Here is a 22,716-nt window from a genome sequence, read left to right as displayed (position 1 = left end):
ACGTCGCTGGGTTTATGGGTACACGGCCTGGTACGTATTTTCAGGCGCGGGCCCGCCATAACGTTGCCGCGAGCAACATGAAGGCAGCGCAAGTCCACAGCGCCTGCCAGTTCTCTGGCCCTTCGTTGAGCCCAGTGTAGATTGCCGCTGCAACGAAAATGCCGGCAAACATCGATTCCGCGAGAGGGCGGTTTCCCTTCCCGGGAGGATTGAGCAGCGTCAAGGCTGCAAAAGGCACCGCCGCCATCGTGAGGGGCGCGAACGGAAAATCGATGAAGCGCGGGTCGAAGATAAGGCCGAGTGCGGTCGCTGTGCCGATCACGGCGGTGACCATCAAGGCCAATCCGTGCATCGTCACCAGTACCGATTCAGTGTGGTAGCCCTTCGGACCCAGCAATTCGGCAAAGCTGGGCGGCGCGCGACCCGACATCAGGGCGTTGGCGCCGAACACCGGCGAAGCCGTTGCCGCCACAAGAAGCGACCCCCACACAAGCCAGCCTCCGGTGCCGTAGCTTTCATAGACCAGTCGTTGCGCGGCGACCCCGAACAGGATTCCGGCTGTGGTCGCAGAGAGAGTGACCGCAAGCCATGACACGAGCCTTGCTTCCTTTGGCTCCCTCGGCTTGCGGCGCAAGGTCAGCCATGCCGCGCCGAACACCAGGATCGCCAGCGCCATTCCGCTGCACATTTGCAGTTTCCATAACGGAAAATTACTGATCGGCACTCCAGCCGGATATTTCAGCGTGCGTTCTTCGGAATCGAACAGGCCCCAGGAGCCACCGACCGTACCTTCGATCTCGCGCTTCCATCCCTCATCGTACGCTTCGAACAAATTGACGCGGAAATGCTCGCGCCGGGCAAGGTCGAGCACCTCCGAGACCACGCGTGCCTGATTGACGCGCGACGGCAGCGCGGACTCGCGCATGCGCCCCTCGCTCGGCCAACCTACTTCTCCGATAAAGATTTCCTTGCCCGGAAAAACCGCCGCGATCTGCCGGCGCATCTCGTCAGCGTGAGCGGCGGCACGTTCCGCGGGGATTGGGATATTCTCCCAATATGGCAGGATGTGAATCGTGATGAAGTCGACGACGTCAGCAAGTTCGCGGTTGCTCAGCCAGAACTCCCAGACGTCGGCATAGGTGACGGGAACGCTGACCTGTGCCTTGATCGAGCGGATCATGGCGGCGAGGTCGGACGCCGCCATTTCCTTGCGCAGCAGAACTTCGTTGCCGACCACGAGCGCGATGATCGTGTCGGGATATTGCTTGGCGAGGCGGATCGCCGTTTCGACCTGCGTTGCATTCTTCTTTCGGTCTCGATCGAGGAAAATGCCCTGAATGACCTTCAGCCCGGCCTTGGCTGCGAGCCCGGGGATCTGGTCGAGACCGAGATCGGTCGCATAGGTGCGGATGCAGTCGGATATCTTCGCGAGTTGCGCGAGGTCTTCTGCGATCTGTTCCGGCGTGACCTGCGTCGCGGGAGCAAGTGATGTCTGATTGTTGCGGAACGGAGCGTAGGAGATGCACTGGACTTTATCGCTCGGATCGATCGGAGCGCGCACCAGGCTGACCGGGATGCCCAGCCACCACCACGCCGCGGCGATAGCCCCGAGGGTTATCAGGAGAAGCGTCAGTGGGATGCGAAGCGATACCAGGTCTGTCCTCCTTGCTGGAAGGATGTGCTGGGCAAAATGGGCGAGGCCGGCAAAGTGAATAAGTATTCGTCTACGGATGCTATATCACGCGTTCACGCAGTTGGAATGTTTTCTCCACGACCTACTTCGCGCCGGCGATCACGCCTTCGCGATTCCTGAGCACGCGATAATAGGCCCACCACAGATGCGCGGCGGCGCCGCGCAACGGACGCCACGGCTCGGCGAGCGGTGCCATCTGCTTCGGCGTCGGCCGCTCCTTCAGCCCGAGTCCGACCTTGACCGCTTCCTGCACGGCGAGGTCTCCCGCCGGCCAGGCATCGCCATGGCCGAGGCAGAACAAGAGATAGACGTCGGCGGTCCACGGGCCGATCCCGGGCAGCGCGGTCAGCGTGTTGTGCGCGGCATCGGCCTCTTCGTTGGCGAGCACGTCGAGGTTCAGCCGCTCCTCGGCGAGCTCGCGCGCGATGTGCTTCAGCGTCTTGATCTTGGCCGCCGAGAGCCCGAGCCGGCCGAGCCGGTCGGCGCGCGCCTTGCGAATCGTATCATGGTGGAACGGGTCGAACGCCTGGCTGACACGGCCCCAGATCGCAGCAGCACTCGCGGTCGACAACTGCTGGCCGCAGACGATCGCGGCAAGTCCCGCAAACCCCGGCTCGCGCTGCCGGATGGCCGGCATGCCGGTCAGTTCGAGGATCGGGCGCAGCCGTCGATCCTGGTCGACCAGCTTCTGGATGGCCTCATCGAGGTCGGCCTGGGTTTCGAGATGGATCAGCATTGCGGGATCTGCATTCGGCTTGTCATGCGCGGGCTTGACCCGCGCATCCATCTCCTATCGTAACAGAGTCTTGTCCAGCCGCATGGTCCGGAAAAGTGGAAACCGGTTTTGCTTCGCGACAAACGCCAGGCGTTTGCGCGAAGATCATGCCCACCAAGGATCGCCGGGTCCGGCCCGGCAATGACGCGCGATCGAACACCATGCCACCCGTTTTCCGTTTTGCCCCGAGTCCGAACGGCTACCTGCATCTCGGCCATGCCTATTCGGCGCTGCTCAACTACGACCTGGCGCGCGATTCGGGCGGACGCTTCCTGCTGCGGATCGAGGACATCGACGCGACGCGCTGCCGGGTCGAGTTCGAGCAGGCAATCTATGAAGATCTGGCCTGGCTCGGCATCGCCTGGGAGACCCCGGTGCGGCGGCAGTCGGAGCATTTTGCCGCCTATCGCGCGGCGATCGAGCGCTTGTCGGCCGAGCGGCTGGTCTATCCGAGCTTCGAAAGCCGCGCCGAGATCGCGCGGCTGGTCGCGGACCGCGAGTCCGCCAGCGCGTGGCCGCGCGATCCGGATGGCGCGCCGCTCTATCCGGGAACCGCGAAATCGCTCTCGGCCGAGCAGCGCGACCGGCTGATCGGGCAGGGCGGGCCGTTCGCGCTGCGGCTCGACATGGCGGCAGCATGCGCGCGCACCGGCGGCCTGCGCTGGCAGGAGGACGGCGAGGGTCCGGCCGCCAAGACCGGGAACGTGGCGGCCCGGCCGGAGGCCTGGGGCGACGTGATCCTGGCGCGCAAGGAGACCCCAACCAGTTACCATCTCTCGGTCGTGATCGACGACACCCTGCAAGGCGTCACCGATGTGGTCAGGGGCGTTGACCTGTTCTGGTCGACTAGCGTGCATCGGCTGTTGCAGGAGCTGCTTGGACTGCCCGTGCCGGCCTACCGGCACCACACGCTGATCCGGGACGCTGCCGGCCAAAAACTGTCGAAATCGACCCGGGCGACCGGGCTGCGCGAGCTGCGGGCAGAGGGCGCCAGCCCGGCCGATATCCGCCGACTGGTCGGCTTACTCTAGCGTGCTGCACATGATTTCGGAATAATGGAATTTTGCCGCTGATTTGCCCGACGTGTCAAGTTGCGGTGTCGAACGCCGGTACGCCGGCTACTTTGCATGGGGTTGTTTTCGATATTTTGGCGGCGCGTCCCTGCGACGGCAGGCTATCGCGTAAGTCTGTCAGCCAAGTGCCATGTGCGACAGCCCTGCCCGCAAGCGGGTGAGGTACCGCGGGTGGATGGACTGGTTACCATCATCGTGACTTGCCTTGGCTTCACCCAAAGGGCGCCGTGACTCTGCCGCTCCTGGCATGCCATGCTGCCCGCGGGGCGGGGTCACGGAGATCATGGCGAAAGTATCGCGCGGAGGGCGCAGCAAGCGGCGAGCCAAGGGCGAGCCGTCGAAGACCCGCATCGCCAAGACGGTCACCAAGACGGTCGCGAAGCCGGGCCGTAAGCGAACTGCGCCGAAGGCCGGTCCCGGCATGGTCGAGACTGCGCTTGCCGCCTTTGCCCATGAGGTCCGGACCCCGCTGACCGGAATCCTCGCAATCAGCAACCTGCTCGCGACGTCGGGTCTCGACGAGCGCGAGCGGCGCTGGGTCGACACCATCAAGGCCGGCGCCGAGCATCTGGCTAACCTTGCGACCCTGTTCGTCGATGCTGCCCGGAGCGAGGGGCCGGGGCTCGAGATCCGGCAGGACTTCTTCGACCTCCGCACGCTGGCGCGCCACGCCGGGGATTCGCTGGCCGGCCGCGCCGCAGCCAAGGGATTGCGGGCCTCGGTCGAGATCTCCGCCAAGTTGCCGGCATTTGCGGTCGGCGATCCCGTCCGGCTGCGGGCGGCGCTGGAGAACCTGATCGACAACGCCGTCAAGTTCACCGAGCAGGGCAGCATCGAGCTGCACGTCGCGCCGGCGCGCGCGGCCAAGGGGTCGGGCAAGGGATCGGTCAAGGGAAAGGCGGACGGCAGGATCGGCGTTGCCTTTGCGATCTCCGACAGCGGCATCGGCCTGACGCTATCGGAGGTCAAGCGCCTGTTTCGGCCATTCTCGCAGGTTAATGTCTCGATCGCCGCGCGGTTCGGCGGCGCCGGGCTCGGCCTGTCTTCGGTCGAGCAGCTCGCGCGCGCCATGGGCGGCGACGTCGTCGTGGCCCAGCGCAAGGGCGGCGGCACCGTCTTCACGCTCAACGTTATGCTGGCTTCAGCCGCAGGACCGGTCGGCGCGTCCTCGAGCGAAGGCGCAGCGACGCCGTCATCGCAGGGGCTGCGGCTGCTCAGCGTCGAGGACAATCCGTTCGGTCGCGTCGTGCTCAACACGATCCTGACCGAGCTCGGTCACCATACCGAATTCATCGGCCAGGGCGAGGGCGCGCCCGACCGGCTCGGACAGGGGGCCTTCGACGCCGTGCTGATGGACATGGTGCTGCCCGGCATCGGCGGTGTCGAGGCGATCAAGCGCATCCGCGCGCTGCCGCCGCCGCACGGCCGCATCGTGATCGTCGGGATCTCCGGTCGCGCCGAGGACGAGGCCGCGGCGCGCGCCGCCGGCGCCGATGCCTTCCTGGTCAAACCTGTTTCTCCGCGCGCACTCGCGACTGCGCTGCTTGAAGCGGCACGCCGCGCGGCAGCCGGGACTTGATGATCGCCGCGTTCAGCTCGCCGCCGAACACGAAGATCGCGGCGATGAAATACAGGAACACCAGCGCGATCACCACCGAGGCGAGCCCCGCATACATCGTGACGTAGTTGTTGGCGAAGCGCGCCAGATACATGCCGAAGCCGATGCCCGAGATCAGCGAGGCCACTATGGTGAAGATGATGCCGGGCAGGATCTGCGTGAAGCCGCGGCGGCCCGCGGGCAGCCACGCATGCAGGATGAAGAGCGCGACGACCAGGGCCAGCACCGTGATGCCGTAACGGGCGGTGTTGAGCAGGCTCTCATTCGATTCGACGAAGAACGGGATATAGCGCCGCGCCGCCTCGATGATCAGCGGGCCGAGCACGATCAGGAACGCCATCGCAAGCGAGGTGAACGCCGCGACCAGCGTGTAGCCGATCGATTCCAGCCGCAGCCAGTACCAGCGCCGCGGCTCGATCACGGCATAGGCGCGGTTCAGCGCCACCCGCAGCGCCTCGACGCCGTTGGAGGCGAAGTACACCGCGAGCACCGCGCCGATGGTCAGGATGTCGCCGCGGGTGTTGGTCAGCACGTCGTGGATCTGGCCGGACAGCGCCTCGGCGACCTGCTGCGGCCAGACCTGCAGCAACAGTCCGACGGCCTGGTCGGCAAGTTCCTTGGAGCCGAAGAAGCCGGCCACCGACGTCAGCACGATCAGGAACGGAAACAGCGCCATCAGGGTCGACAGCGCGATGTGGCTCGCGATCGCCCAGCCGTCATCAGCAAGGAACGTGTAAAAGGCATCCATCACGACGTCGTAGACGTAACGAAGCTGCTTCACATTCCACCCGGCATTGTCGATAACCGCTCGGTCCGAGGACGGGCCCAGCATCTGATATTACGCGGTGAAAAGCCAGTTGGTTGCATGCGCCGCCTGTGTGGAAGTCCGCGTCCTGCGGTGTTATGTACCGCAGATGACATCTGTCCTCAGCACGATCATTCTTCCCATCGCCGTCGGCGCCGTCGCGCTGGTGCTCCTGCTCGGCCTCGTCAACATGATGAAGGGCGGCTCGCCGAACACATCGCAGAAGCTGATGCGGCTGCGCGTGCTGCTGCAGTTCGTCGCCATCGTCATCGCGATGCTCGCGGTCTGGGCGATGGGGCGGTAGGGCGGTTTCGAGCGACGTGCGCGATGCGCAAACCTTAGGAGATCACGGCCATGGTCGTTCTCAATCGGATCTACACGCGCACTGGCGATGACGGCACCACCGCGCTCGGCTCCGGCGAACGGCGGCCGAAATACGATCTGCGGGTTGCCGCCTACGGCACCGTCGACGAAACCAATGCCGCGATCGGCGTGGTGCGGCTGCATCTGGCCGAAGGTCCCGAGGTCGATGCGATGCTCGGCCGGATCCAGAACGATTTGTTCGATCTCGGCGCCGACCTTGCGGTGCCCGAGCGCGAGGGCAAGGCTGAGCGTCTGCGCATGCTGGCGAGCCAGGTCGAGCGGCTCGAGCGCGACATCGACAGCCTGAACGACCAGCTTGCGCCGCTGACCTCGTTCGTGCTGCCCGGCGGGACGCCGGCTTCTGCATATCTGCATCTCGCCCGGACGATATGTCGCCGCGCGGAACGGATGATGGTGGAACTCGCCGCGCGGCCGGACGAGACGGTCAATGCCGCTGGCATCCAGTATATGAACCGGCTGTCCGATTTCCTGTTCGTTGCCAGCCGCTTCCAGAACAATAAAGGGGCCGGTGACGTGTTGTGGGTGCCGGGCCAGAACCGCTAAACTGGTTCAAAACCGGGGGACGGTTTTTTGGCTTTGCCGCGTTGACCGGGGGGTACGGGACCTTTAGGTTCCGCGCCAGCCAACCGAAACCCATAAAATCAAAGCGAAAGAGGATCGATGAAGGTTCTTGTGCCGGTAAAGCGGGTCGTCGACTACAACGTCAAGGTCCGCGTCAAGAGCGACGGGACGGGCGTAGAGCTCGCCAACGTCAAGATGTCGATGAACCCGTTCGACGAAATCGCCGTCGAGGAAGCGCTGCGGCTGAAGGAAGCCGGCAAGGCGACCGAAGTGGTGGTGGTGTCGATCGGACCGGCGCAGGCTTCCGAGACCATTCGCACCGGGCTTGCGATGGGCGCCGACCGCGGCATCCTGGTCAAGGCCGAAGGCAATGTCGAACCGCTCGCGGTTGCCAAGATCCTGAAGGCGGTGGTCGACGCTGAGCAGCCCGGCCTCGTCATTCTCGGCAAGCAGGCGATCGACGACGACTCGAACCAGACCGGCCAGATGCTGGCCGCGCTGCTCGGTTGGTCGCAGGCGACCTTTGCCTCGAAGCTCGAAGTCGATGGTTCTGACTTCAAGGTCACGCGCGAAGTCGACGGCGGCCTGCAGACCATCAAGCTCAAGGGCCCGGCGATCGTCACTACCGACCTCCGCCTCAACGAGCCGCGCTATGCGTCGCTGCCCAACATCATGAAGGCGAAGAAGAAGCCGATCGACGACAAGAGCGTCGCTGACTACGGCGTCGACGTGACGCCGCGTCTGGAAGTGCTGAAGACCGCGGAACCAGCGGGCCGCAAGGCGGGCGTCAAGGTCAAGGACGTCGCCGAACTCGTGAACAAGCTCAAGACCGAAGCCGGGGTTCTCTGATGACGACGCTGTTGATTGCCGAACACGACCACGAGACCCTGAAGGACTCGACCAACAAGGCGTTGACCGCGGCGAGCCAGCTCGGCGGCGACGTTCATGTGCTGGTTGCCGGTGGCGGCCAGGGCACCAAGGCGGCGGCGGAAGCGGCCGCCAAGCTTGCCGGCGTTGCGAAGGTGCTGGTGGCCGAAGGCCCTGCCTATGAGCACGACCTCGCCGAGCCGCTGGCCGCGCTGATCGTCGCGCTGGCGCCGAACTATGACGCCTTCGTCGCGCCCGCGACCTCGCGCTTCAAGAACGTGATGCCGCGTGTCGCCGCGCTGCTCGACGTCATGCAGGTCTCCGAGATCATCAAGGTCGTCGCGCCCGACACCTATGAGCGGCCGATCTATGCCGGCAACGCGATCCAGACCGTGAAGTCGAAGGACGCCAAGAAGGTGATCACGGTCCGCACCTCGACCTTCGCCGCAGCCGGCGAAGGCGGCAGCGCCGCGATCGAGAACGCCGCGTCCGCCGCCGATCCGGGCCTGTCCACGTTCGTCGGCGAGGAAGTCGCCAAGAGCGACCGTCCGGAACTGACCTCGGCCAAGATCATCGTCTCGGGTGGCCGCGCCATGCAGAGCCGCGAGAACTTCGCCAAGTTCATCGAGCCGCTCGCCGACAAGCTCGGCGCCGGCGTCGGCGCCTCGCGCGCCGCGGTCGATGCCGGCTATGCGCCGAACGACTGGCAGGTCGGCCAGACCGGCAAGGTGGTGGCCCCGGAACTTTATGTCGCGGTCGGCATCTCCGGCGCGATCCAGCATCTGGCCGGCATGAAGGACTCCAAGGTGATCGTCGCCATCAACAAGGATGAGGACGCACCGATCTTCCAGGTCGCCGACTACGGCCTGGTCGCCGACCTCTACCAGGCGGTTCCGGAGCTGACCGAAGCACTCGGCAAGCTCGGAAAGTAAGCGACAAGACACCGGCCGGGTGGCTAAGCTCCGGCCGGTGTTGTTATTTTCGAGGCAATGATCCGGAAACGGTTTTCCGGAAGGATCATGCCCGACAGGGGAAATGGGATCGGGGTGTGATTGCCTGCAATCACATCATGGTCCCGGGAAACGTTTTCCGGCGGATTGGGCAACCCGGAAGGCTTCACTTCGGGTATCGTTGGAATTGGGCAGGCGCGACATGCGCGCCGTTCCGGTGGATGACAAGATGACGGTGGCAATCAAGAAGGTCGGCGTGATCGGTTCGGGCCAGATGGGCAATGGTATTGCCCATGTGGCGGCGCTGGCCGGTTTCGACGTGGTGCTCAATGACGTCTCCGCCGACCGGCTGAAGTCGGCGCTGGCGACCATCAACGGCAATCTGACCCGCCAGGTCGCCAAGAAGGGGATCAGCGAAGGCGAGCGCAAGCAGGCGCTCGACCGCATCGCCTCCGCCGAGACCATCGATGCGCTCGCCGATTGCGATCTCGTGATCGAGACCGCGGTCGAGAAGGAAGAGACCAAGCGCAAGATCTTCCACGACGTCTGTGCGGTGCTGAAGCCGGAAGCGATCGTCGCGACCAACTCGTCTTCGATCTCGATCACACGGCTCGCCGCCTCGACCGACCGCCCGGAGAAATTCATCGGCATTCATTTCATGAATCCGGTCCCCGCGATGGAGCTGGTCGAGCTGATTCGCGGCATCGCCACCGACGATGTGACCTTCGACACGGCCAAGGCGTTCGTCGCCAAGCTCGGCAAGCAGGTCGCGGTCTCGGAGGATTTCCCCGCCTTCATCGTCAACCGCATTCTGCTGCCGATGATCAACGAGGCGATCTACACGCTGTATGAAGGCGTCGGCAACGTCGAGGCGATCGATGCCGCGATGAAGCTCGGCGCGCACCATCCGATGGGCCCGCTCGAGCTCGCCGATTTCATCGGCCTCGACACCTGCTTGTCGATCATGCAGGTGCTGCATGAGGGGCTGGCCGACTCCAAGTATCGGCCGTGCCCGCTGCTGGTGAAATACGTCGAAGCCGGCTGGCTCGGACGCAAGAGCCAGCGCGGCTTCTACGACTACCGCGGCGACAAACCGGTCCCGACCCGGTAATTCACGCGCTCTCGTCAGATCAATGCCCGCAGCAGCGCAAGCGTCGCGGGCACCAGACCTGCAATCATCGTCACACCAACTCCAAGTCCGAGCAGATGCGCGGTTAGAGCCAGGCGCTGGCTTTGCCTGTGCGCCGTCATTGCAGCGCCTCGCAGGCGCGCTTCAGCCGCCTGCCGGCCTCCTCGATGATCGATGACGGGTTGGCGAAGCTGAGGCGGATATAGGGCGACAACCCGAGATCCTCGCCGGGAAACACCACCAGATCGGCGTGTTCAAGCAGGCAAGTCGCAAAATCGCGGTCGGTCGCAATCAGCTTGCCGTCGGCAGCGCGCTTGCCGATCACGCCGGCGCAACCGACCAGCAGATAGAACGTGCCTTCGGGCGGCGTGCAGGAGAGCCCGCTGCATCCGTTCACGAGTTCGGCAAAGCGGTCACGCCTCGCGCGAAGGATGGCGGCGCGCTCGGCCAGCACGTCCTGCGCGCCCTCGAGGGCGGCGACCGCGGCGGCCTGGCTGATCGACGAGGCGCCGGACGTGGTCTGCGACTGGATCGTGATCATCGCGCGGATCAGCGCCGATGGTCCGGCGGCATAGCCGATGCGCCATCCCATCATGGCGTAGCTCTTGGCGAGGCCGCTGACGGTCAGCGTCCGCGGCTTCAGGCGCGGTTCGATCTGCGCAAGCGTCGGCGCAGGCCGGCCGTCGAACACGATGTGCTCGTAGAGCCCGTCGGCCAGCACCCAGATGTCAGGATGCTGCAAGAGGATCACGGCGATCCCAGCCAGATCCTCCGTCGAATAGACTGCGCCCGAAGGATTGACCGGATTGTTGATCACGATCCAGCGCGTTCGCGCCGAGATCGCCGCCTGCAAATCCTCCGCGCGCAGCTTGAAGCCGTTGTTCTGCGCGCACGGCACCACCACCGGCGTTGCGCCCGCCATCCGCACCTGATCGAGATAGGGCGCCCAGTACGGCGCGGGGATGATCACCTCATCTTCAGGCGCCAGCGTCGCCAGCAGCGCGTTGAACAGCGCTTGCGTCGAGCCGTTGGTGATGACGATCTCGTCCGGCCGATAGTCGAGATGATGGTCGCGCAGCAGCGCGGCCTGCACCGCCCGCTTCAGCTCAGGCGTGCCGTCGACATCGGTGTAACGGGTTTCGCCGCGCAGTGCCGCGTCATGCGCTGCCGCGATCACATGGTTGGGTGTCGGGAAGTCCAGATTGCCCGACGACAGCTCGATGATGTCGCGCCCGACGGCGCGCAGTTCACGTGCGCGGCGGCGCAGCACTGATGCGGGTGAGGCCTTGATGCCGCTCATGCGCGGCGAGAGGATCGGTGTCGCGGTCATCGGACGTACTGCGCCTCGCCGTTGCCGAACGACCAGTTCTCCGGAAGCACTTCGACCAGATTGATGAAGATGTCTTCAGTGCGCAGGCCGGGACTCTCCGTCAGCCGTTCGGCGATCCGTCGATAGAGCTTCTGTTTCTGCGTCACCGGGCGGGTGTTGCTGACCGTGATCTGGATGATGACCAGATCGTCGCTGCGCCTGATGCCGAGATAGGCCGCGCCATAAGCGAAATCGTCGTCATCGTGCTCGGAGATCGTCATGAAGCGATCGCCTTCCGGCACATCGAAGGTCTCGCGCATCGCGCGATAGAGGCTCTCGAGAATGGCCTTGCGGTAGGCGGCGGGCTTGCCCCGTCGCAGTGAGACGCGGGTCAGCGGCATGATGTTGTCTCCTGGTGGCAATCGTTGACTGCGCTGATCCTAGGAGTTCGTTGATCATTGAAAAATGGTATTGTAATGTATTTCAATGATTTCATTTTTAAATGGATGATCATGAAGGCGCTCGACGTCGAGGCGGTGCAGGCCTTTGTCCTGGTGGCCGACCTCAGCAGCTTCACGCGCGCGGCGCAGGTCATGGAGACCACGCAGTCCGCGGTCAGCCTGAAGATCAGGCGGCTGGAAGATGGGCTCGGCCGTCGGCTGCTGGAGCGAACGCCGCGGCTGGTTCGGCTGTCGGCGGAGGGCACTGCCTTCCTCGGCGCGGCGCGCAATCTGGTAGCCGCGCATCAATCGGCGCTCGGGTCGTTTGCGGTCGAGCACCGTCGACTCGTCGTCGGCATCAGCCACCACATCGTTGGATCGGAGTTGGCCTCGCTGTTGAAGCGGATGAACACCACAGATCCCGGACTGGTGATCCAGCTGCATGTCGATACGTCGCGTTCGGTGCTCAGCGCATTCGACGACGGAAGGCTCGATGCCGCGATCGTGCTGCGCCACGATGCCAAGCGCCGCGACGGCGACGTGCTGTTCGAAGAACCTTTCGGCTGGATGGCCGCGCCCGATTTTCACCATCGGCCCGGTGAGCCGCTGCGCCTGGCGACGCAAGCCGAGCCTTGCAGCGTGCGCGCCATGGCGGTCGAAACGCTCGACGCTGCCGGCATCGCCTGGACCGAGGCGTTCGTCGGTGGCGGGCTTTCGACCATCGGCGCTGCGATATCCGCAGGCCTCGCCGTTGCCGCGCTGGCGCGCCGGGTGGCGCCGGCCGATACCGTCGACCTCGGGCCGCGACTTGGCTTGCCGCCATTGCCGTCGCGCGACGTCATGCTTCACTCAAAGCTGTCGGATGCGCGGACCCGGCAGGCTCTGCGCACCCTCGGTGCGGCCTTCGCGGCGAACGCCGCCTGACCTCGCAAGCATTAGCGCTGCTCAGTCTGTCAGGCGGCATCCCGCGCGCTTGAGCATGTCGCGGATGATCAGCGGCGTGGCCGGTGTCTCGGTCGCTGCCGTGGCCGCCGCGCTTGCGATCGCGTCACGCGCCTGCTGCGCGTCGAGTGTCAGCCGCCGGGCGCAGGGCGGCATGCCGCGCGCGGCATCGAGCAGCCAGCCGGCGGTTTCGCCGGTGCCGGCCAGATAGGCCGTCAGCGTCTGCCGCGCGGTCGGATTGGTCGCGGCCTGGTCCAGCATGGCCCTGACCTGCGCGACCGAGATCTGCCCGCGCGACGTCGAGGGCTGCGCATGCGCCGCTGTCGTCAAGAGAAGGACGGCGCAGATCGCGTGAGCGGGACGAACGAGCATAATCTCATCTCCTAAGGCAGGTTGACTTGCAGATATTAATTATCGTAAAACAATAATATTAGAACAGCAATCCCGAGGTTGAGCCATGTCCGCGTCCCTCTCGTCAGACCTTTCCCCATCCGCGCGGCCGGCCCGCCTCGAACGTATCCGCGCGCTTAGTCGCGTGCTCGCTTATGCGTGCACTGGCATCTCGTTCGTGCTCGCGGTCGGATTGCTGGCCTACTGGCTGGCGAGCCCGGATGAGGCGATCCTGCGCGATGCAGGGCTGACCGGCATTGCATTCCATCCCATCGGCTGGCTGGTCCGCCTGATGGGTCTGCTGGTCTCGGCGCTGCCGCTCGCCTGTCTGATCTGGGGCTTGTCGCGCGTGCGCCGCGCTTTCACGTCGTTCGCGCAAGGCCGCTTCTTCACGGCGGCAAACGTCGCGGGGTTGCGTGACCTCGCGATTGCGATGCTGCTCTCGACCCTGCTGAAGCCCGTGATCGGCGCGCTGCTCTCGATCCTGCTGAGCTGGCAAACCTACGCGCAGGGCAAGTCCGTCGTCATCGCGCTCGGCTCCGACACGCTGCTGGCGCTGCTGTTCGCGGGTCTGGTTGCGGTGACGGCCTGGGTGATGGCCGAAGCCAATGCGATCGCCGATGAACACGCGCAATTCGTCTGAGGTTTTCGATGCCGATCCGGGTCCGGCTCAACGTGATGCTCGCCGAGCGCAACGTGAAATCGAAGGAGCTCGCCGAATTTGTCGGGATCACCGAGGCCAATTTGTCGCTGCTCAAGCAGGGCAAGGTGAAGGGCGTCAGGTTCGATACGCTGGAACGGATCTGCACCTATCTGAAGTGCCAGCCCGGCGATCTGTTGCGCCATGAGGGCGACGATGCGTCAGCCTGACGCGGCCATGCGTTACCCAAGCATTAACTTTCGCGCGCTACGCAAAGGCAAGTTTGGGAGTGCCGCGTATGGACATGATGAGCATGGTGTCGAGCATCCTGTCGATGCAGCAGGGAAACCTGCAGGGTCAGATCGCGACCCGCGTGACCAAGCAGAACCTCGATGCGGAAAAGTTCGCGGTTCAGACCCTGCTCGGCTCGCCGTCGACCGCCAATCTCGGTCCCGGCGTCGGCGGCAACCTCAACGCGGTCGCCTGATCAGAACCCTGCCGCGGCCGGGGCCAGCGCCGCCTTCACCAGCTTTATCGCATCGTCGCTCGCCCATTCGGCGGGACCGGCGATATTGGCGATTTCGCAGCCCTTGCCGTCGACCAGTACCGAAGTCGGCATGCCCAGCGCCTTGCCTATGTTCTTAAGGTCCTGAAAGACCTTGGCTTTCTGGTCGCTGAAATAGCCGAGATTGGTCAGATTGGCTTCTTTCAGGAAGTTCTTCGGCTTGTCCGGATCGCGGGTGTCGATGTTGATCGCGACCACCTCGAAATCCTTGCCGCCGAGCTTGGTTTGCAGGCTGTCGAGCGCGGGCATTTCCTTGCGGCACGGCACGCACCAGGTCGCCCACAGATTGACGAGCACCGTCTTGCCGCGCCAGTCCGAGAGTTTCTTCGGCTGGCCGTGGGCGTCCTCGAAGGTCAGGTCGGGAAGCCGGAGCGGCGTGGTCGCCATGGTCAGCGCCGCGACCTCGCCATGGGCGAGCGGGGCGATCTTCTTCGCCAGATCCACCGCGCTGTTGCAGGCGACGTCGCCGCCGGCGGGATGCCTGAGGCCGGAGACGCCGATATAGCCGATCACGGCCCCGGCCAGCACGGCGCCGATCACCAGCGGGATGTGCCATTTGGCCGTCGGCTTGGCGGTCGGTTCGGATGGGGTCGTCTCGGGCATATCGTTTGTCATCCTGGGTCAGATGTGGCTAAGCAGTGCCGGGAATACGTCCGGAACCGCCATGCTGTTTCGCCACTACGGCCAAAGAAACAGCACGGCCTGAAATACAAATTCGTGAGCGAGATGTCATGAGCAACAAGATGTGGGGCGGCCGGTTCTCGGAGCGTCCCGACGCCATCATGGAGGAAATCAACGTCTCCATCGACGTCGACCGTCACCTTTATGCCCAGGACATTGCCGCGTCCAAGGCCCACGCCGCGATGCTCGCTGCGCAGGGCATCATCACCTCAGCTGATGCGAAAAATATCGGCAAAGGTCTAGACACGATTTTGTCAGAAATCGGCAAGGGCGATTTCGATTTCAAGCGCGCGCTCGAGGACATCCATATGAATGTCGAGTCGCGGCTGTCCGAATTGATCGGGCCCGCGGCGGGCCGGCTGCACACCGCGCGCTCGCGCAACGACCAGGTCGCGACCGATTTCCGGCTCTACGTCCGCGACACCATCGACGAGACAAACGCTGCGCTGGCCGCGTTCCAGCAGGCGCTGGTCGCCCGCGCGCTGGAGCATGCCGGAACCGTGATGCCGGGCTTCACCCATCTGCAGACTGCGCAGCCTGTGACCTTCGGTCATCACCTCCTGGCCTATGTCGAGATGGCCGGCCGCGACCGCGGCCGCTTTGCCGATGCGCGCAAGCGGCTGAACGAATCGCCGCTGGGTGCGGCCGCGCTCGCCGGCACCTCGTTTCCGATCGACCGCACGGCGACCGCCAGGGCGCTCGGCTTCGACCGGCCGATGGCCAATTCGCTCGACGCGGTGTCCGACCGCGATTTCGTGCTGGAAACCCTGTCTGCGGCTGCGATCTGCGCGGTGCACATGTCGCGCTTCGCCGAGGAGATCGTGATCTGGACCTCGCCGCTGGTCGGTCTCGTCAAGCTCAGCGACAAGTTCACGACCGGCTCCTCGATCATGCCGCAGAAGCGCAACCCGGACGCCGCCGAACTGGTACGCGCCAAGACCGGCCGCGTGATCGGTGCGCTCACTGCGCTCCTGATCGTGATGAAGGGCCTGCCGCTCGCCTATCAAAAGGACATGCAGGAGGACAAGCAGGGGGCCATGGAGGCGTTCGAGGCGCTGTCGCTCGCGATCCGCGCCATGACCGGCATGGTCGAGGATCTGGTGCCGGACGAGGCGAAGATGAAGGCCGCGGCCGGCGAGGGCTATGCCACCGCGACTGACCTCGCCGACTGGCTGGTGCGTACCCTGAAAATGCCGTTCCGCGACGCCCACCACGTGACCGGGCGCATCGTCGGCTTGGCCTCGGCACAGGGCGTGGCGCTGCACGAGCTGCCGCTCAAGGCCATGCAGGAGGTCGAACCGAAGATTACGGCAGAGGCGCTGAAGGTGCTGAGCGTCGAATCCTCGGTCAAGAGCCGGACCTCGTTCGGCGGCACGGCGCCGAAGAATGTGATGGCCCAGGCCAAAGCCTGGGCCAAGCGGCTGGAAAAAGAGCGAAAATTGGGCTGATCCGGAAAATTTGGCCGTGATTTCTCAGGCCTCCGCCTCTCGCCAGAGCACGCCAATGTTTGTATGGTGCCGCCCAAATTGGGGAATTCGTCGTGATTAGCAAGAACCGCCTGACCCCCTCGGGATGGGCCATCATTGTGCTGAGCGCTGCAACGCTTGCGCTCGGCGGCTGCGGCCGCAAGGGACCGCTCGACCTGCCGCCGACCGCGAACGCCGCGCCGGCCACAGCACCGGGCGACACCGAGAGCGAGCGCGCGGCCCAGCCCAGCGTGTTCAATCCGACCTATGGCTCGGATGCCGCGCCGGCCGCGTCGAAAGGCAATAAACGGTCTTTCGTGCTCGATCCCTTGCTCGGCAACTAATATCTAAAAGCGTGTCATGAACCATTTCGACTATCGCAACGGCGTGCTGCATGCCGAGGCGGTCAATCTCATTGGACTGGCGGAGGCCGTCGGCACGCCGTTCTATTGCTATTCGACCGCGACGCTGGAGCGGCACTACCGCGTCTTCACCGAGGCCTTTGCCGGTGAGAAGGCGCTGGTCTGCTACGCGATGAAGGCCAACTCCAACCAGTCGGTGCTGCGCACGCTGGCCAAGCTCGGCGCCGGCGCCGACGTGGTGTCCGGCGGTGAGCTGAAGCGGGCGCTCGCGGCCGGCATTCCGCCGTCGAAGATCCTGTTCTCCGGCGTCGGCAAGACCGAGGGCGAGCTGCGCGCCGCGCTCGCCGCCGACATCCTCTGCATCAATATCGAGTCCGAGCCCGAGCTCGAGATGCTGTCGCGCCTTGCGGTCGAGATGAAGACGACCGCGCGCATCTCGGTGCGGGTCAATCCCGACGTCGATGCCGGCACCCACGCCAAGATCTCAACCGGCAAGTCGGAGAACAAGTTCGGCATTCCGATCGCGCGCGCCCGCGAGGTCTATGCGCGCGCGGCGAAGCTGCCGGGCATCAAGGTGACAGGCACCGACGTGCATATCGGCAGCCAGATCACCGATCTCGGCCCGCTGGAGGCGGCGTTCCGGCTGCTCGCCGAATTCGTGCAGACGCTGCGCGCCGACGGCCACGACATCTCGCATGTCGATTTCGGCGGCGGCCTCGGCATTCCCTACTACATGGACCGCGCCGCGCCGCCGGCGCCGGCGGCCTATGCCGCGATGGTCAAACGCGTCACGCATAATCTCGGCTGCACGCTGATGTTCGAGCCGGGCCGGCTGATTGTCGGCAATGCCGGCATCCTCGTCACCCGCGTGATCCATGTGAAGCCGGGCGATGCCAAAAACTTCGTGATCATCGACGCCGCGATGAACGACCTGATCCGGCCGACGCTGTATGAGGCGCATCACGACATCCTGCCGGTGCGCCAGCCTGCGCAGGGCACACCGACCATGGTCGCCGACGTGGTCGGCCCGGTCTGCGAGACCGGCGACTATCTCGCGCTCGACCGTTCGCTGCCGCAGCCGAAGGCCGGCGATCTCCTGGCGATCATGACCGCCGGCGCCTATGGCGCGGTGCAGGCCGGCACCTACAATACGCGGGCACTGGTGCCGGAAGTGCTGGTCAAGGACGACCAGTACGCCGTGGTCCGCCCACGCATCGACGTCGAAGCGCTGATCGCAATGGACAAGCCCGCGCCGTGGCTGTGATGGCCGGCATCGCGCCTCACTAACGGTGTCGTCCCTGCGAAAGCAGGGACCCATAACCACCGTTCTCGATTGTCGTACTGAGCTGGGGCTCCAGCTCAGCCAAGCCACGAAACCCAGTGGTTATAGGTCCCGGGTCGCGCTTCGCTTGCCCGGGACGACAGCGTTACTTTGCGGCGTGAGTGCCGCCCTTGCCACCGCCGACGATCACGCCCGCGGCCTTCTCGATCGGCTTGATCGCCGCGGTGAAGTCCGACTCCGGTCCCTCGTCGCGGATGATGACTTCCCAGAGCCGGCCGACCGCTTCGGCAACTTCCATCGACAGCCCGAGCGAGCGCATTTCCTCGACCGCAAGCCGCACGTCCTTCACCATCAGGCCGGTGGCGAAGCCGAAGTCGAAGCTGCGCGGCAGCACCGAACGCGGAAACTTGTCGCGGCTCGCGGTGTTGAGCCCCGAGCCCGCATTGATCACGTCGATCATCACGGCCGGATCGAGCCCGGACTTCACGCCCATCACCACCGCTTCCGAGGTCGCGACCATCGCGGTCGCCGAGAGGAAGTTGTTGGCGAGCTTCATGGTCTGGCCGGAGCCCGGCTTGGTGCCGATGAAGAACACCTTGCCGATCACGTCGAGCGCGGCTTTCACCAGCTCGAAATCGGCGCGCGGGCCCGACACCATCACCGCCAGCGTACCCTTCTCGGCGCCGGAGACGCCGCCGGAGACCGGGCTGTCGATCTGCACGATGTTCTTCTTCGCCAGCAGATCGTGGATCTTCACCGCCATCTGCGAGCCGACCGTGGAGAGATCGATGAAGCGCTTGACGCGCTTGCCCTCGATCACGCCGCCGGCGCCGGTTGCGACCTCGAGCGAGGCCTGCAGCGAGGGCAGGCTCGCCATTACGGTCTCGACGCGGTCGGCAATGTCCTTCGGTGATGTTGCCGTTGCGGCGCCGAGCGCAACCAGCCTGTCGAGTGCCTCCTTGCTCGTGTCGAACACGGTGAGCCTGTGGCCGGCCTCGATCAGCCGGCGCGCCATCGGGAAGCCCATCTTCCCGAGGCCGATGAATCCGATTTCCATATGTCGTTTCCTCTACGTCCTTATGTGCCGAGCCGCGCGCCCCACGTTTGATGTGGTCCCGGCTTCGCCGGGACGACGATGCGGAGGCGTCGTGCGCCTCACGCCTTGTTGTCGAGTTCAGCGAACACCTCGCGCGCGATGCGGAAGCTGTCGACGCCGGCCGGGATGCCGGCATAGATCGAGACTTGCATGAAGATCTCACGGATCTCGTCGCGCGACACGCCGTTGGTCAGCGCGCCCTTGATGTGCGCCTTCAGTTCGTGCGGCCGGTTCAGGATCGAGATCATGGCGAGGTTGAGCATGCTGCGCGTCTTGCGCGGCAATTCCTCGCGGCCCCAGACCGCGCCCCAGCAATATTCCGTGACCAGTTCCTGGAACGGCTTGTTGAAGCTGTCCGAATTCTTCAGCGCATTGTTGACATAGGCCTCGCCGAGCACCGCCTTGCGGATTTCGAGCCCCTTGTCGTGCGTCTTCTGGTCCATGTCGTTTCCTCATGCGTTAAGGCGTTGGTTCGGCCGGGACGTTACGGGGTCGAACCGCCGCAGTCACGCCTTCGTGTTATGCGTATTTCCCGGTGTGGGTTACGTGCCGGAACGGGTGCCTCAAAGCCGCCGCTGTGCTAGGGTGACCTGCCGGCTACCCCGGAGATATTGTTGAGCGGAGCCAACATCGACCCGTCTGAGAACCCGTCACGCGCCGTCAACGACAGCGATGCAGACGCGCGGCTGAAGCTGACGCAATTGAAGCTGACCGAGGCTCTGCAGCGGGCAAAGTTCGCGATTGCGTGGGAACGGGCGTGGCCACATCTGGCGCGGTTCCTGACGGTCGCCGGTCTGTTCCTGGTCGCGTCCTGGGCCGGGCTGTGGCTGGTGCTGCCGTTTGCCGCACGCGTGGCCGGCGCCGCCCTGTTCGGCATTGCCGCGCTCGCGGTGCTAGCGCCGCTGCTGCGCTTCCGCTGGCCGAGCCGCGAGGAGGGCCTGAGCCGGCTCGACCGCGGCGCCGGCGTCCGCCATCGCCCGGCGACCACGCTCTCCGACACGCTCACCAACAAGGATCCGTTCGCGCTGGCGCTATGGCAGGCGCAGCGCGAGCGCACGCTGGCCTCGATCAAGCGCATCCGCGCCGGGCTGCCGCGGCCGCGGGTCTCGCTGCACGATCCGTGGGCGCTGCGCGCGCTGGTCATCGTGATGCTGGTCGCGACCTATGTCGCCGCCGGTGACGAGCGCGGCCTGCGGGTCGCCTCCGCGTTCGACTGGAACGGCATCATGGCGCCGGCCAATGTCCGGGTCGACGCCTGGGTGACGCCGCCGAACTACACCGGCAAGCCGCCGATCATCCTGTCCAATGCCAACAAGGACGCCAACGCCGCCGACGCCACCCCGCTCGCGGTTCCGGCCGGCAGCACGCTTTTGGTGCGCTCCAGCGGCGGCACCATCGACGTCGTGGTCGGAGGCGGCGTCGCCGAGGTTGCGCCGGAGGGGCAGGCGCCCAAGGGCACCAATGAGCGGCATTTCAAGATCACCGGCGACGGCACCGCGCATGTCCGCGCGCCGGCCGGCCAGCCGCAGTGGAAGTTCACCGCGACGCCGGACCGCCCGCCGTCGATTGCGCTCGCCAAGGATCCGGAGCGGCAGGCGCGCGGCGCCTTGCAGATGTCCTACAAGCTCGAGGACGATTACGGCGTCACCGAAGCCCGCGCGCAGTTCGCGCCGCGGCCGGCCGATGCGCCGAAAGATGCCGACGGCAAGGCCGCGCAGCCGCGTCCGCTGTTCGAGCCGCCGCAATTTCCGCTGGTGCTGCCGAATGCGCGCACCCGCAACGGCGTCGGCCAAACCGTCAAGGACCTCAGCGAGGACCCCTACGCCGGCGCCGACGTGACGCTGACGCTGACCGCCAAGGACGAGGCCGGCAATGAGGGCAGGAGCGAGCCCTTCAACATGCGGCTGCCCGAGCGGCTGTTCACCAAGCCCCTGGCGCGCGCGCTGATCGAGCAGCGCCGTATCCTGGCGCTCGATGCCAACCAGAACGGCCAGGTCTACGTCGCGCTCGACGCGCTGATGATCGCGCCGGAAATGTTCATGCCGGAGACAGGCTACTATCTCGGCCTCCACACCGTGAGCCGCCAGCTCGAGGCGGCGCGCACCGACGACCAGCTGCGCGAGGTCGTCGCCAGCCTGTGGGCGCTCGCCGTCACCATCGAGGACGGCAACATCAGTGACGTCGACAAGGCGCTGCGCGCGGCGCAGGACGCGCTCAAGCAGGCGCTGGAGCGCGGCGCGAGCGACGAGGAGATCAAGAAGCTCACCGACAATCTGCGCGCGGCGCTGGACAATTTCCTGCGCCAGATGGTCGAGCAGTTCCGCAACAACCCGCAGCAGCTCGCGCGCCCGCTCGATCCCAATGCCAAGGTGCTGAGCCAGCAGGATCTCAAGAACATGCTCGATCGCATGGAGCGGCTGTCGCGCTCCGGCGACAAGGATGCGGCGCGGCAGTTGCTGGAACAGATGCAGCAGATGCTGGAAAACCTGCAGATGGCGCAGCCCAATCAGGGCGACGACGACATGCAGCAGTCGCTCAACGAGCTCGGCGACATGATCCGCAAGCAGCAGCAGTTGCGCGACAAGACCTTCAAGCAGGGTCAGGACTCCCGTCGCGACCGGATGCGCGGCAAGCAGGGCGACCAGTCGATGGGCGACCTGCAGCAGGATCAGCAGGCGCTGCGCGACCGCCTGAAGAAGCTGCAGGAAGAGCTCGCCAAGCGCGGCATGGGACCGGAGCAGCGCGGCCAGAAGGGCCAGAAGGGGCAAGGCCAGAAGGGGCAAGGCCAGAAGGGCGATCAGGCCCAGCAAGGCGACCAGGGCGGCGATCAGGGTGATGACGACGGCGACGGGCTCGACCAGGCCGATTCCGCGATGGGCGATGCCTCCGGGCGGCTTGGCGAGGGCAATGCCGACGGTGCGGTGGATTCGCAAGGCCGCGCGCTGGATGCGCTGCGCAAGGGCGCGCAGAGCCTCGCCGACGCGATGCAGCAGGGCGACGGCGACCAGCCCGGCGATGGCCCCGGCAACCGCGCCGGCCGCCAGCAGAGCGGCGGCAACCAGACCGATCCGCTCGGCCGTCCGCTGCACGGCCGCGAATTCGGCGACGATTACACGGTGAAGATCCCCGGCGAGATCGACGTCCAGCGCGTCCGCCGCATCCTCGAAGAGCTGCGTCGCCGCCTCGCCGATCCGTCACGCCCGCAGCTCGAGCTCGACTACATCGAGCGGCTGCTGAAGGATTATTGAGCCCACCATTCCCCTCCGCTGTCATCGCCCGGCTCGACCGGGCGATCCAGCCCACGAGACGTTGACACAATGGACTTCGATCAGGCGGCAGCACTTGCAACTGCTTGGGTGGATATTTGTTGTGAGGGACAGGCTCGCATTGTGCGTGAAGCCACGATCACGAAACCATACGGCTGGATATTCTTCTATCAATCCAAAGAGTTTCTCGACCATGGCACGCCTTCGGCACAGCTTGCCGGGAACTCTCCGATCATCGTGAACAGGAGCACGTCTGAGCTACGCGTCGCGGGGGCACCAAGGCCTCTGGAGCGTTATTTGGAAGAGTACGAGAAAACGCTCCCTCCCATTTCGCTTCAACGCACACCGGAACTTCCGACTTGGTGAGCAGACAAGGTTGAACGAGCTGCGTTGTGCGGGTGGTCTATCCCGGGCCTCGCGCG

General features: G+C 65.2%; 25 protein-coding genes. 16 read left to right on the top strand and 9 right to left on the bottom strand.

The window, feature by feature from the left end; genetic code table 11:
• Positions 1 to 40: 40 nt before the first annotated feature.
• Together BraRD5C2_RS28125 and BraRD5C2_RS28120 are read right to left on the bottom strand one after the other, a co-directional pair.
• The gene (locus tag BraRD5C2_RS28125) at positions 41 to 1,633 is read right to left on the bottom strand and encodes a glycoside hydrolase family 17 protein (RefSeq protein WP_223974433.1); all 1,593 of its coding nucleotides are present in this window, start codon (positions 1,631 to 1,633) and stop codon (positions 41 to 43) included.
• 142 nt (positions 1,634 to 1,775) lie between these two features.
• Complete coding sequence (locus BraRD5C2_RS28120; protein WP_223974432.1) at positions 1,776 to 2,429, bottom strand: DNA-3-methyladenine glycosylase family protein; 654 nt, start codon at positions 2,427 to 2,429, stop codon at positions 1,776 to 1,778.
• A gap of 200 nt (positions 2,430 to 2,629) precedes the next feature.
• Between BraRD5C2_RS28120 and gluQRS the strand changes: the two genes are divergently transcribed.
• Both gluQRS and BraRD5C2_RS28110 read left to right on the top strand, forming a co-directional pair.
• Positions 2,630 to 3,499 carry a tRNA glutamyl-Q(34) synthetase GluQRS gene (gene gluQRS / locus BraRD5C2_RS28115; protein ID WP_223974431.1) on the top strand — a complete coding sequence of 290 codons (870 nt, stop codon included), beginning with the start codon at positions 2,630 to 2,632 and terminating at the stop codon, positions 3,497 to 3,499.
• 325 nt (positions 3,500 to 3,824) lie between these two features.
• Positions 3,825 to 5,120, top strand: a complete 1,296-nt coding sequence (locus BraRD5C2_RS28110; RefSeq protein WP_223974239.1) for an ATP-binding protein — start codon at positions 3,825 to 3,827, stop codon at positions 5,118 to 5,120.
• Here the strand turns inward: BraRD5C2_RS28110 and BraRD5C2_RS28105 are convergent.
• Positions 5,047 to 5,907, bottom strand: a complete 861-nt coding sequence (locus BraRD5C2_RS28105; protein ID WP_374708055.1) for a YihY/virulence factor BrkB family protein — start codon at positions 5,905 to 5,907, stop codon at positions 5,047 to 5,049. The two genes, BraRD5C2_RS28110 and BraRD5C2_RS28105, sit on opposite strands and share 74 nt — an antisense overlap.
• 166 nt (positions 5,908 to 6,073) lie before the next feature.
• Between BraRD5C2_RS28105 and BraRD5C2_RS28100 the strand changes: the two genes are divergently transcribed.
• The 5 genes from BraRD5C2_RS28100 to BraRD5C2_RS28080 all read left to right on the top strand — a co-directional run bounded on the left by BraRD5C2_RS28100 (position 6,074) and on the right by BraRD5C2_RS28080 (position 9,837).
• The gene (locus BraRD5C2_RS28100) at positions 6,074 to 6,268 is read left to right on the top strand and encodes a twin transmembrane helix small protein (RefSeq protein WP_097673957.1); all 195 of its coding nucleotides are present in this window, start codon (positions 6,074 to 6,076) and stop codon (positions 6,266 to 6,268) included.
• Between the two features lie 50 nt (positions 6,269 to 6,318).
• Entirely contained in the window at positions 6,319 to 6,891 is a 573-nt protein-coding gene (locus BraRD5C2_RS28095; protein WP_223974236.1) for a cob(I)yrinic acid a,c-diamide adenosyltransferase, read from the top strand.
• 117 nt (positions 6,892 to 7,008) lie between these two features.
• Positions 7,009 to 7,758 (top strand): electron transfer flavoprotein subunit beta/FixA family protein, encoded by a 750-nt coding sequence (locus tag BraRD5C2_RS28090; RefSeq protein ID WP_223974234.1) that lies wholly within the window; start codon positions 7,009 to 7,011, stop codon positions 7,756 to 7,758.
• Positions 7,758 to 8,708, top strand: coding sequence for an electron transfer flavoprotein subunit alpha/FixB family protein (locus tag BraRD5C2_RS28085; protein ID WP_223974233.1), 951 nt, complete (start codon positions 7,758 to 7,760; stop codon positions 8,706 to 8,708). Before BraRD5C2_RS28090 ends, BraRD5C2_RS28085 begins: the two co-directional genes overlap by 1 nt.
• Before the next feature lie 247 nt (positions 8,709 to 8,955).
• Complete coding sequence (locus BraRD5C2_RS28080) at positions 8,956 to 9,837, top strand: 3-hydroxybutyryl-CoA dehydrogenase (RefSeq protein WP_223974232.1); 882 nt, start codon at positions 8,956 to 8,958, stop codon at positions 9,835 to 9,837.
• 136 nt (positions 9,838 to 9,973) lie between these two features.
• Here BraRD5C2_RS28080 and BraRD5C2_RS28075 read toward each other — a convergent pair whose 3' ends face one another.
• Both BraRD5C2_RS28075 and BraRD5C2_RS28070 read right to left on the bottom strand, forming a co-directional pair.
• Positions 9,974 to 11,185 carry a pyridoxal phosphate-dependent aminotransferase gene (locus BraRD5C2_RS28075; RefSeq protein WP_223974231.1) on the bottom strand — a complete coding sequence of 404 codons (1,212 nt, stop codon included), beginning with the start codon at positions 11,183 to 11,185 and terminating at the stop codon, positions 9,974 to 9,976.
• Positions 11,182 to 11,565 carry a tautomerase family protein gene (locus tag BraRD5C2_RS28070; RefSeq protein ID WP_223974230.1) on the bottom strand — a complete coding sequence of 128 codons (384 nt, stop codon included), beginning with the start codon at positions 11,563 to 11,565 and terminating at the stop codon, positions 11,182 to 11,184. The genes BraRD5C2_RS28075 and BraRD5C2_RS28070 overlap by 4 nt, the downstream gene beginning before the upstream one ends.
• A 105-nt stretch (positions 11,566 to 11,670) precedes the next feature.
• Between BraRD5C2_RS28070 and BraRD5C2_RS28065 the strand changes: the two genes are divergently transcribed.
• Complete coding sequence (locus BraRD5C2_RS28065; protein ID WP_223974430.1) at positions 11,671 to 12,528, top strand: LysR substrate-binding domain-containing protein; 858 nt, start codon at positions 11,671 to 11,673, stop codon at positions 12,526 to 12,528.
• A gap of 21 nt (positions 12,529 to 12,549) precedes the next feature.
• Here the strand turns inward: BraRD5C2_RS28065 and BraRD5C2_RS28060 are convergent, their stop codons facing one another.
• Positions 12,550 to 12,918 carry a chlorophyllide reductase gene (locus BraRD5C2_RS28060; protein ID WP_223974229.1) on the bottom strand — a complete coding sequence of 123 codons (369 nt, stop codon included), beginning with the start codon at positions 12,916 to 12,918 and terminating at the stop codon, positions 12,550 to 12,552.
• A gap of 85 nt (positions 12,919 to 13,003) precedes the next feature.
• On the opposite strand from BraRD5C2_RS28060, the gene BraRD5C2_RS28055 reads away from it, so the two are divergent.
• The 3 genes from BraRD5C2_RS28055 to BraRD5C2_RS28045 all read left to right on the top strand — a co-directional run bounded on the left by BraRD5C2_RS28055 (position 13,004) and on the right by BraRD5C2_RS28045 (position 14,063).
• The gene (locus BraRD5C2_RS28055) at positions 13,004 to 13,579 is read left to right on the top strand and encodes a DUF2975 domain-containing protein (protein WP_223974228.1); all 576 of its coding nucleotides are present in this window, start codon (positions 13,004 to 13,006) and stop codon (positions 13,577 to 13,579) included.
• A gap of 8 nt (positions 13,580 to 13,587) precedes the next feature.
• Positions 13,588 to 13,806 carry a helix-turn-helix domain-containing protein gene (locus tag BraRD5C2_RS28050; protein ID WP_223974227.1) on the top strand — a complete coding sequence of 73 codons (219 nt, stop codon included), beginning with the start codon at positions 13,588 to 13,590 and terminating at the stop codon, positions 13,804 to 13,806.
• A 68-nt stretch (positions 13,807 to 13,874) separates the two neighbouring features.
• Positions 13,875 to 14,063, top strand: coding sequence for a putative motility protein (locus BraRD5C2_RS28045; RefSeq protein ID WP_223974226.1), 189 nt, complete (start codon positions 13,875 to 13,877; stop codon positions 14,061 to 14,063).
• On the opposite strand, the gene tlpA is transcribed toward BraRD5C2_RS28045, so the two are convergent.
• Complete coding sequence (gene tlpA, locus BraRD5C2_RS28040; RefSeq protein ID WP_223974224.1) at positions 14,064 to 14,744, bottom strand: thiol:disulfide interchange protein TlpA; 681 nt, start codon at positions 14,742 to 14,744, stop codon at positions 14,064 to 14,066. It lies immediately after the preceding gene.
• Between the two features lie 128 nt (positions 14,745 to 14,872).
• Between tlpA and argH the strand changes: the two genes are divergently transcribed.
• The 3 genes from argH (at position 14,873) to lysA (ending at position 17,914) form a co-directional block, all read left to right on the top strand.
• Entirely contained in the window at positions 14,873 to 16,270 is a 1,398-nt protein-coding gene (gene argH / locus BraRD5C2_RS28035; RefSeq protein WP_223974222.1) for an argininosuccinate lyase, read from the top strand.
• Positions 16,271 to 16,362: 92 nt separating this feature from the next.
• Positions 16,363 to 16,632, top strand: coding sequence for an LPS translocon maturation chaperone LptM (lptM, locus tag BraRD5C2_RS28030; RefSeq protein WP_212318253.1), 270 nt, complete (start codon positions 16,363 to 16,365; stop codon positions 16,630 to 16,632).
• 16 nt (positions 16,633 to 16,648) lie between these two features.
• Positions 16,649 to 17,914, top strand: a complete 1,266-nt coding sequence (gene lysA / locus BraRD5C2_RS28025; protein WP_223974220.1) for a diaminopimelate decarboxylase — start codon at positions 16,649 to 16,651, stop codon at positions 17,912 to 17,914.
• A gap of 163 nt (positions 17,915 to 18,077) precedes the next feature.
• On the opposite strand, the gene BraRD5C2_RS28020 is transcribed toward lysA, so the two are convergent.
• Positions 18,078 to 18,989 carry an NAD(P)-dependent oxidoreductase gene (locus BraRD5C2_RS28020; protein ID WP_223974218.1) on the bottom strand — a complete coding sequence of 304 codons (912 nt, stop codon included), beginning with the start codon at positions 18,987 to 18,989 and terminating at the stop codon, positions 18,078 to 18,080.
• 98 nt (positions 18,990 to 19,087) lie between these two features.
• Positions 19,088 to 19,471: a carboxymuconolactone decarboxylase family protein gene (locus BraRD5C2_RS28015; protein WP_018268955.1), complete on the bottom strand. Its 384-nt coding sequence runs from the start codon at positions 19,469 to 19,471 to the stop codon at positions 19,088 to 19,090.
• A gap of 171 nt (positions 19,472 to 19,642) precedes the next feature.
• On the opposite strand from BraRD5C2_RS28015, the gene BraRD5C2_RS28010 reads away from it, so the two are divergent.
• Positions 19,643 to 22,276: a TIGR02302 family protein gene (locus BraRD5C2_RS28010; protein ID WP_374708053.1), complete on the top strand. Its 2,634-nt coding sequence runs from the start codon at positions 19,643 to 19,645 to the stop codon at positions 22,274 to 22,276.
• A 69-nt stretch (positions 22,277 to 22,345) separates the two neighbouring features.
• Positions 22,346 to 22,660 (top strand): YrhB domain-containing protein, encoded by a 315-nt coding sequence (locus tag BraRD5C2_RS28005; protein WP_223974217.1) that lies wholly within the window; start codon positions 22,346 to 22,348, stop codon positions 22,658 to 22,660.
• Positions 22,661 to 22,716 lie beyond the last annotated feature (56 nt).

The sequence above is a fragment of the Bradyrhizobium sp. RD5-C2 genome, from assembly GCF_019972155.1.
Classification (GTDB): domain Bacteria; phylum Pseudomonadota; class Alphaproteobacteria; order Rhizobiales; family Xanthobacteraceae; genus Bradyrhizobium.
Note: the sequence above shows the minus strand (reverse complement) of the source record. Positions and strands in the feature narration are given on the sequence as shown.

Bases quoted from the DNA above. Each gene is read 5' to 3' on its own strand.
- BraRD5C2_RS28075 (WP_223974231.1), bottom strand. From the start codon at position 11,185: ATGACCGCGACACCGATCCTCTCGCCGCGCATGAGCGGCATCAAGGCC.
- BraRD5C2_RS28065 (WP_223974430.1), top strand. From the start codon at position 11,671: ATGATCATGAAGGCGCTCGACGTCGAGGCGGTGCAGGCCTTTGTCCTG.
- BraRD5C2_RS28090 (WP_223974234.1), top strand. From the start codon at position 7,009: ATGAAGGTTCTTGTGCCGGTAAAGCGGGTCGTCGACTACAACGTCAAG.
- BraRD5C2_RS28020 (WP_223974218.1), bottom strand. From the start codon at position 18,989: ATGGAAATCGGATTCATCGGCCTCGGGAAGATGGGCTTCCCGATGGCG.
- BraRD5C2_RS28105 (WP_374708055.1), bottom strand. From the start codon at position 5,907: ATGGATGCCTTTTACACGTTCCTTGCTGATGACGGCTGGGCGATCGCG.
- BraRD5C2_RS28015 (WP_018268955.1), bottom strand. From the start codon at position 19,471: ATGGACCAGAAGACGCACGACAAGGGGCTCGAAATCCGCAAGGCGGTG.
- BraRD5C2_RS28050 (WP_223974227.1), top strand. From the start codon at position 13,588: ATGCCGATCCGGGTCCGGCTCAACGTGATGCTCGCCGAGCGCAACGTG.
- BraRD5C2_RS28070 (WP_223974230.1), bottom strand. From the start codon at position 11,565: ATGCCGCTGACCCGCGTCTCACTGCGACGGGGCAAGCCCGCCGCCTAC.
- BraRD5C2_RS28060 (WP_223974229.1), bottom strand. From the start codon at position 12,918: ATGCTCGTTCGTCCCGCTCACGCGATCTGCGCCGTCCTTCTCTTGACG.
- BraRD5C2_RS28120 (WP_223974432.1), bottom strand. From the start codon at position 2,429: ATGCTGATCCATCTCGAAACCCAGGCCGACCTCGATGAGGCCATCCAG.
- BraRD5C2_RS28055 (WP_223974228.1), top strand. From the start codon at position 13,004: ATGTCCGCGTCCCTCTCGTCAGACCTTTCCCCATCCGCGCGGCCGGCC.
- BraRD5C2_RS28080 (WP_223974232.1), top strand. From the start codon at position 8,956: ATGACGGTGGCAATCAAGAAGGTCGGCGTGATCGGTTCGGGCCAGATG.
- BraRD5C2_RS28005 (WP_223974217.1), top strand. From the start codon at position 22,346: ATGGACTTCGATCAGGCGGCAGCACTTGCAACTGCTTGGGTGGATATT.
- gluQRS (WP_223974431.1), top strand. From the start codon at position 2,630: ATGCCACCCGTTTTCCGTTTTGCCCCGAGTCCGAACGGCTACCTGCAT.
- BraRD5C2_RS28085 (WP_223974233.1), top strand. From the start codon at position 7,758: ATGACGACGCTGTTGATTGCCGAACACGACCACGAGACCCTGAAGGAC.
- lysA (WP_223974220.1), top strand. From the start codon at position 16,649: ATGAACCATTTCGACTATCGCAACGGCGTGCTGCATGCCGAGGCGGTC.
- BraRD5C2_RS28110 (WP_223974239.1), top strand. From the start codon at position 3,825: ATGGCGAAAGTATCGCGCGGAGGGCGCAGCAAGCGGCGAGCCAAGGGC.
- argH (WP_223974222.1), top strand. From the start codon at position 14,873: ATGAGCAACAAGATGTGGGGCGGCCGGTTCTCGGAGCGTCCCGACGCC.
- BraRD5C2_RS28095 (WP_223974236.1), top strand. From the start codon at position 6,319: ATGGTCGTTCTCAATCGGATCTACACGCGCACTGGCGATGACGGCACC.
- tlpA (WP_223974224.1), bottom strand. From the start codon at position 14,744: ATGCCCGAGACGACCCCATCCGAACCGACCGCCAAGCCGACGGCCAAA.
- BraRD5C2_RS28100 (WP_097673957.1), top strand. From the start codon at position 6,074: ATGACATCTGTCCTCAGCACGATCATTCTTCCCATCGCCGTCGGCGCC.
- BraRD5C2_RS28045 (WP_223974226.1), top strand. From the start codon at position 13,875: ATGGACATGATGAGCATGGTGTCGAGCATCCTGTCGATGCAGCAGGGA.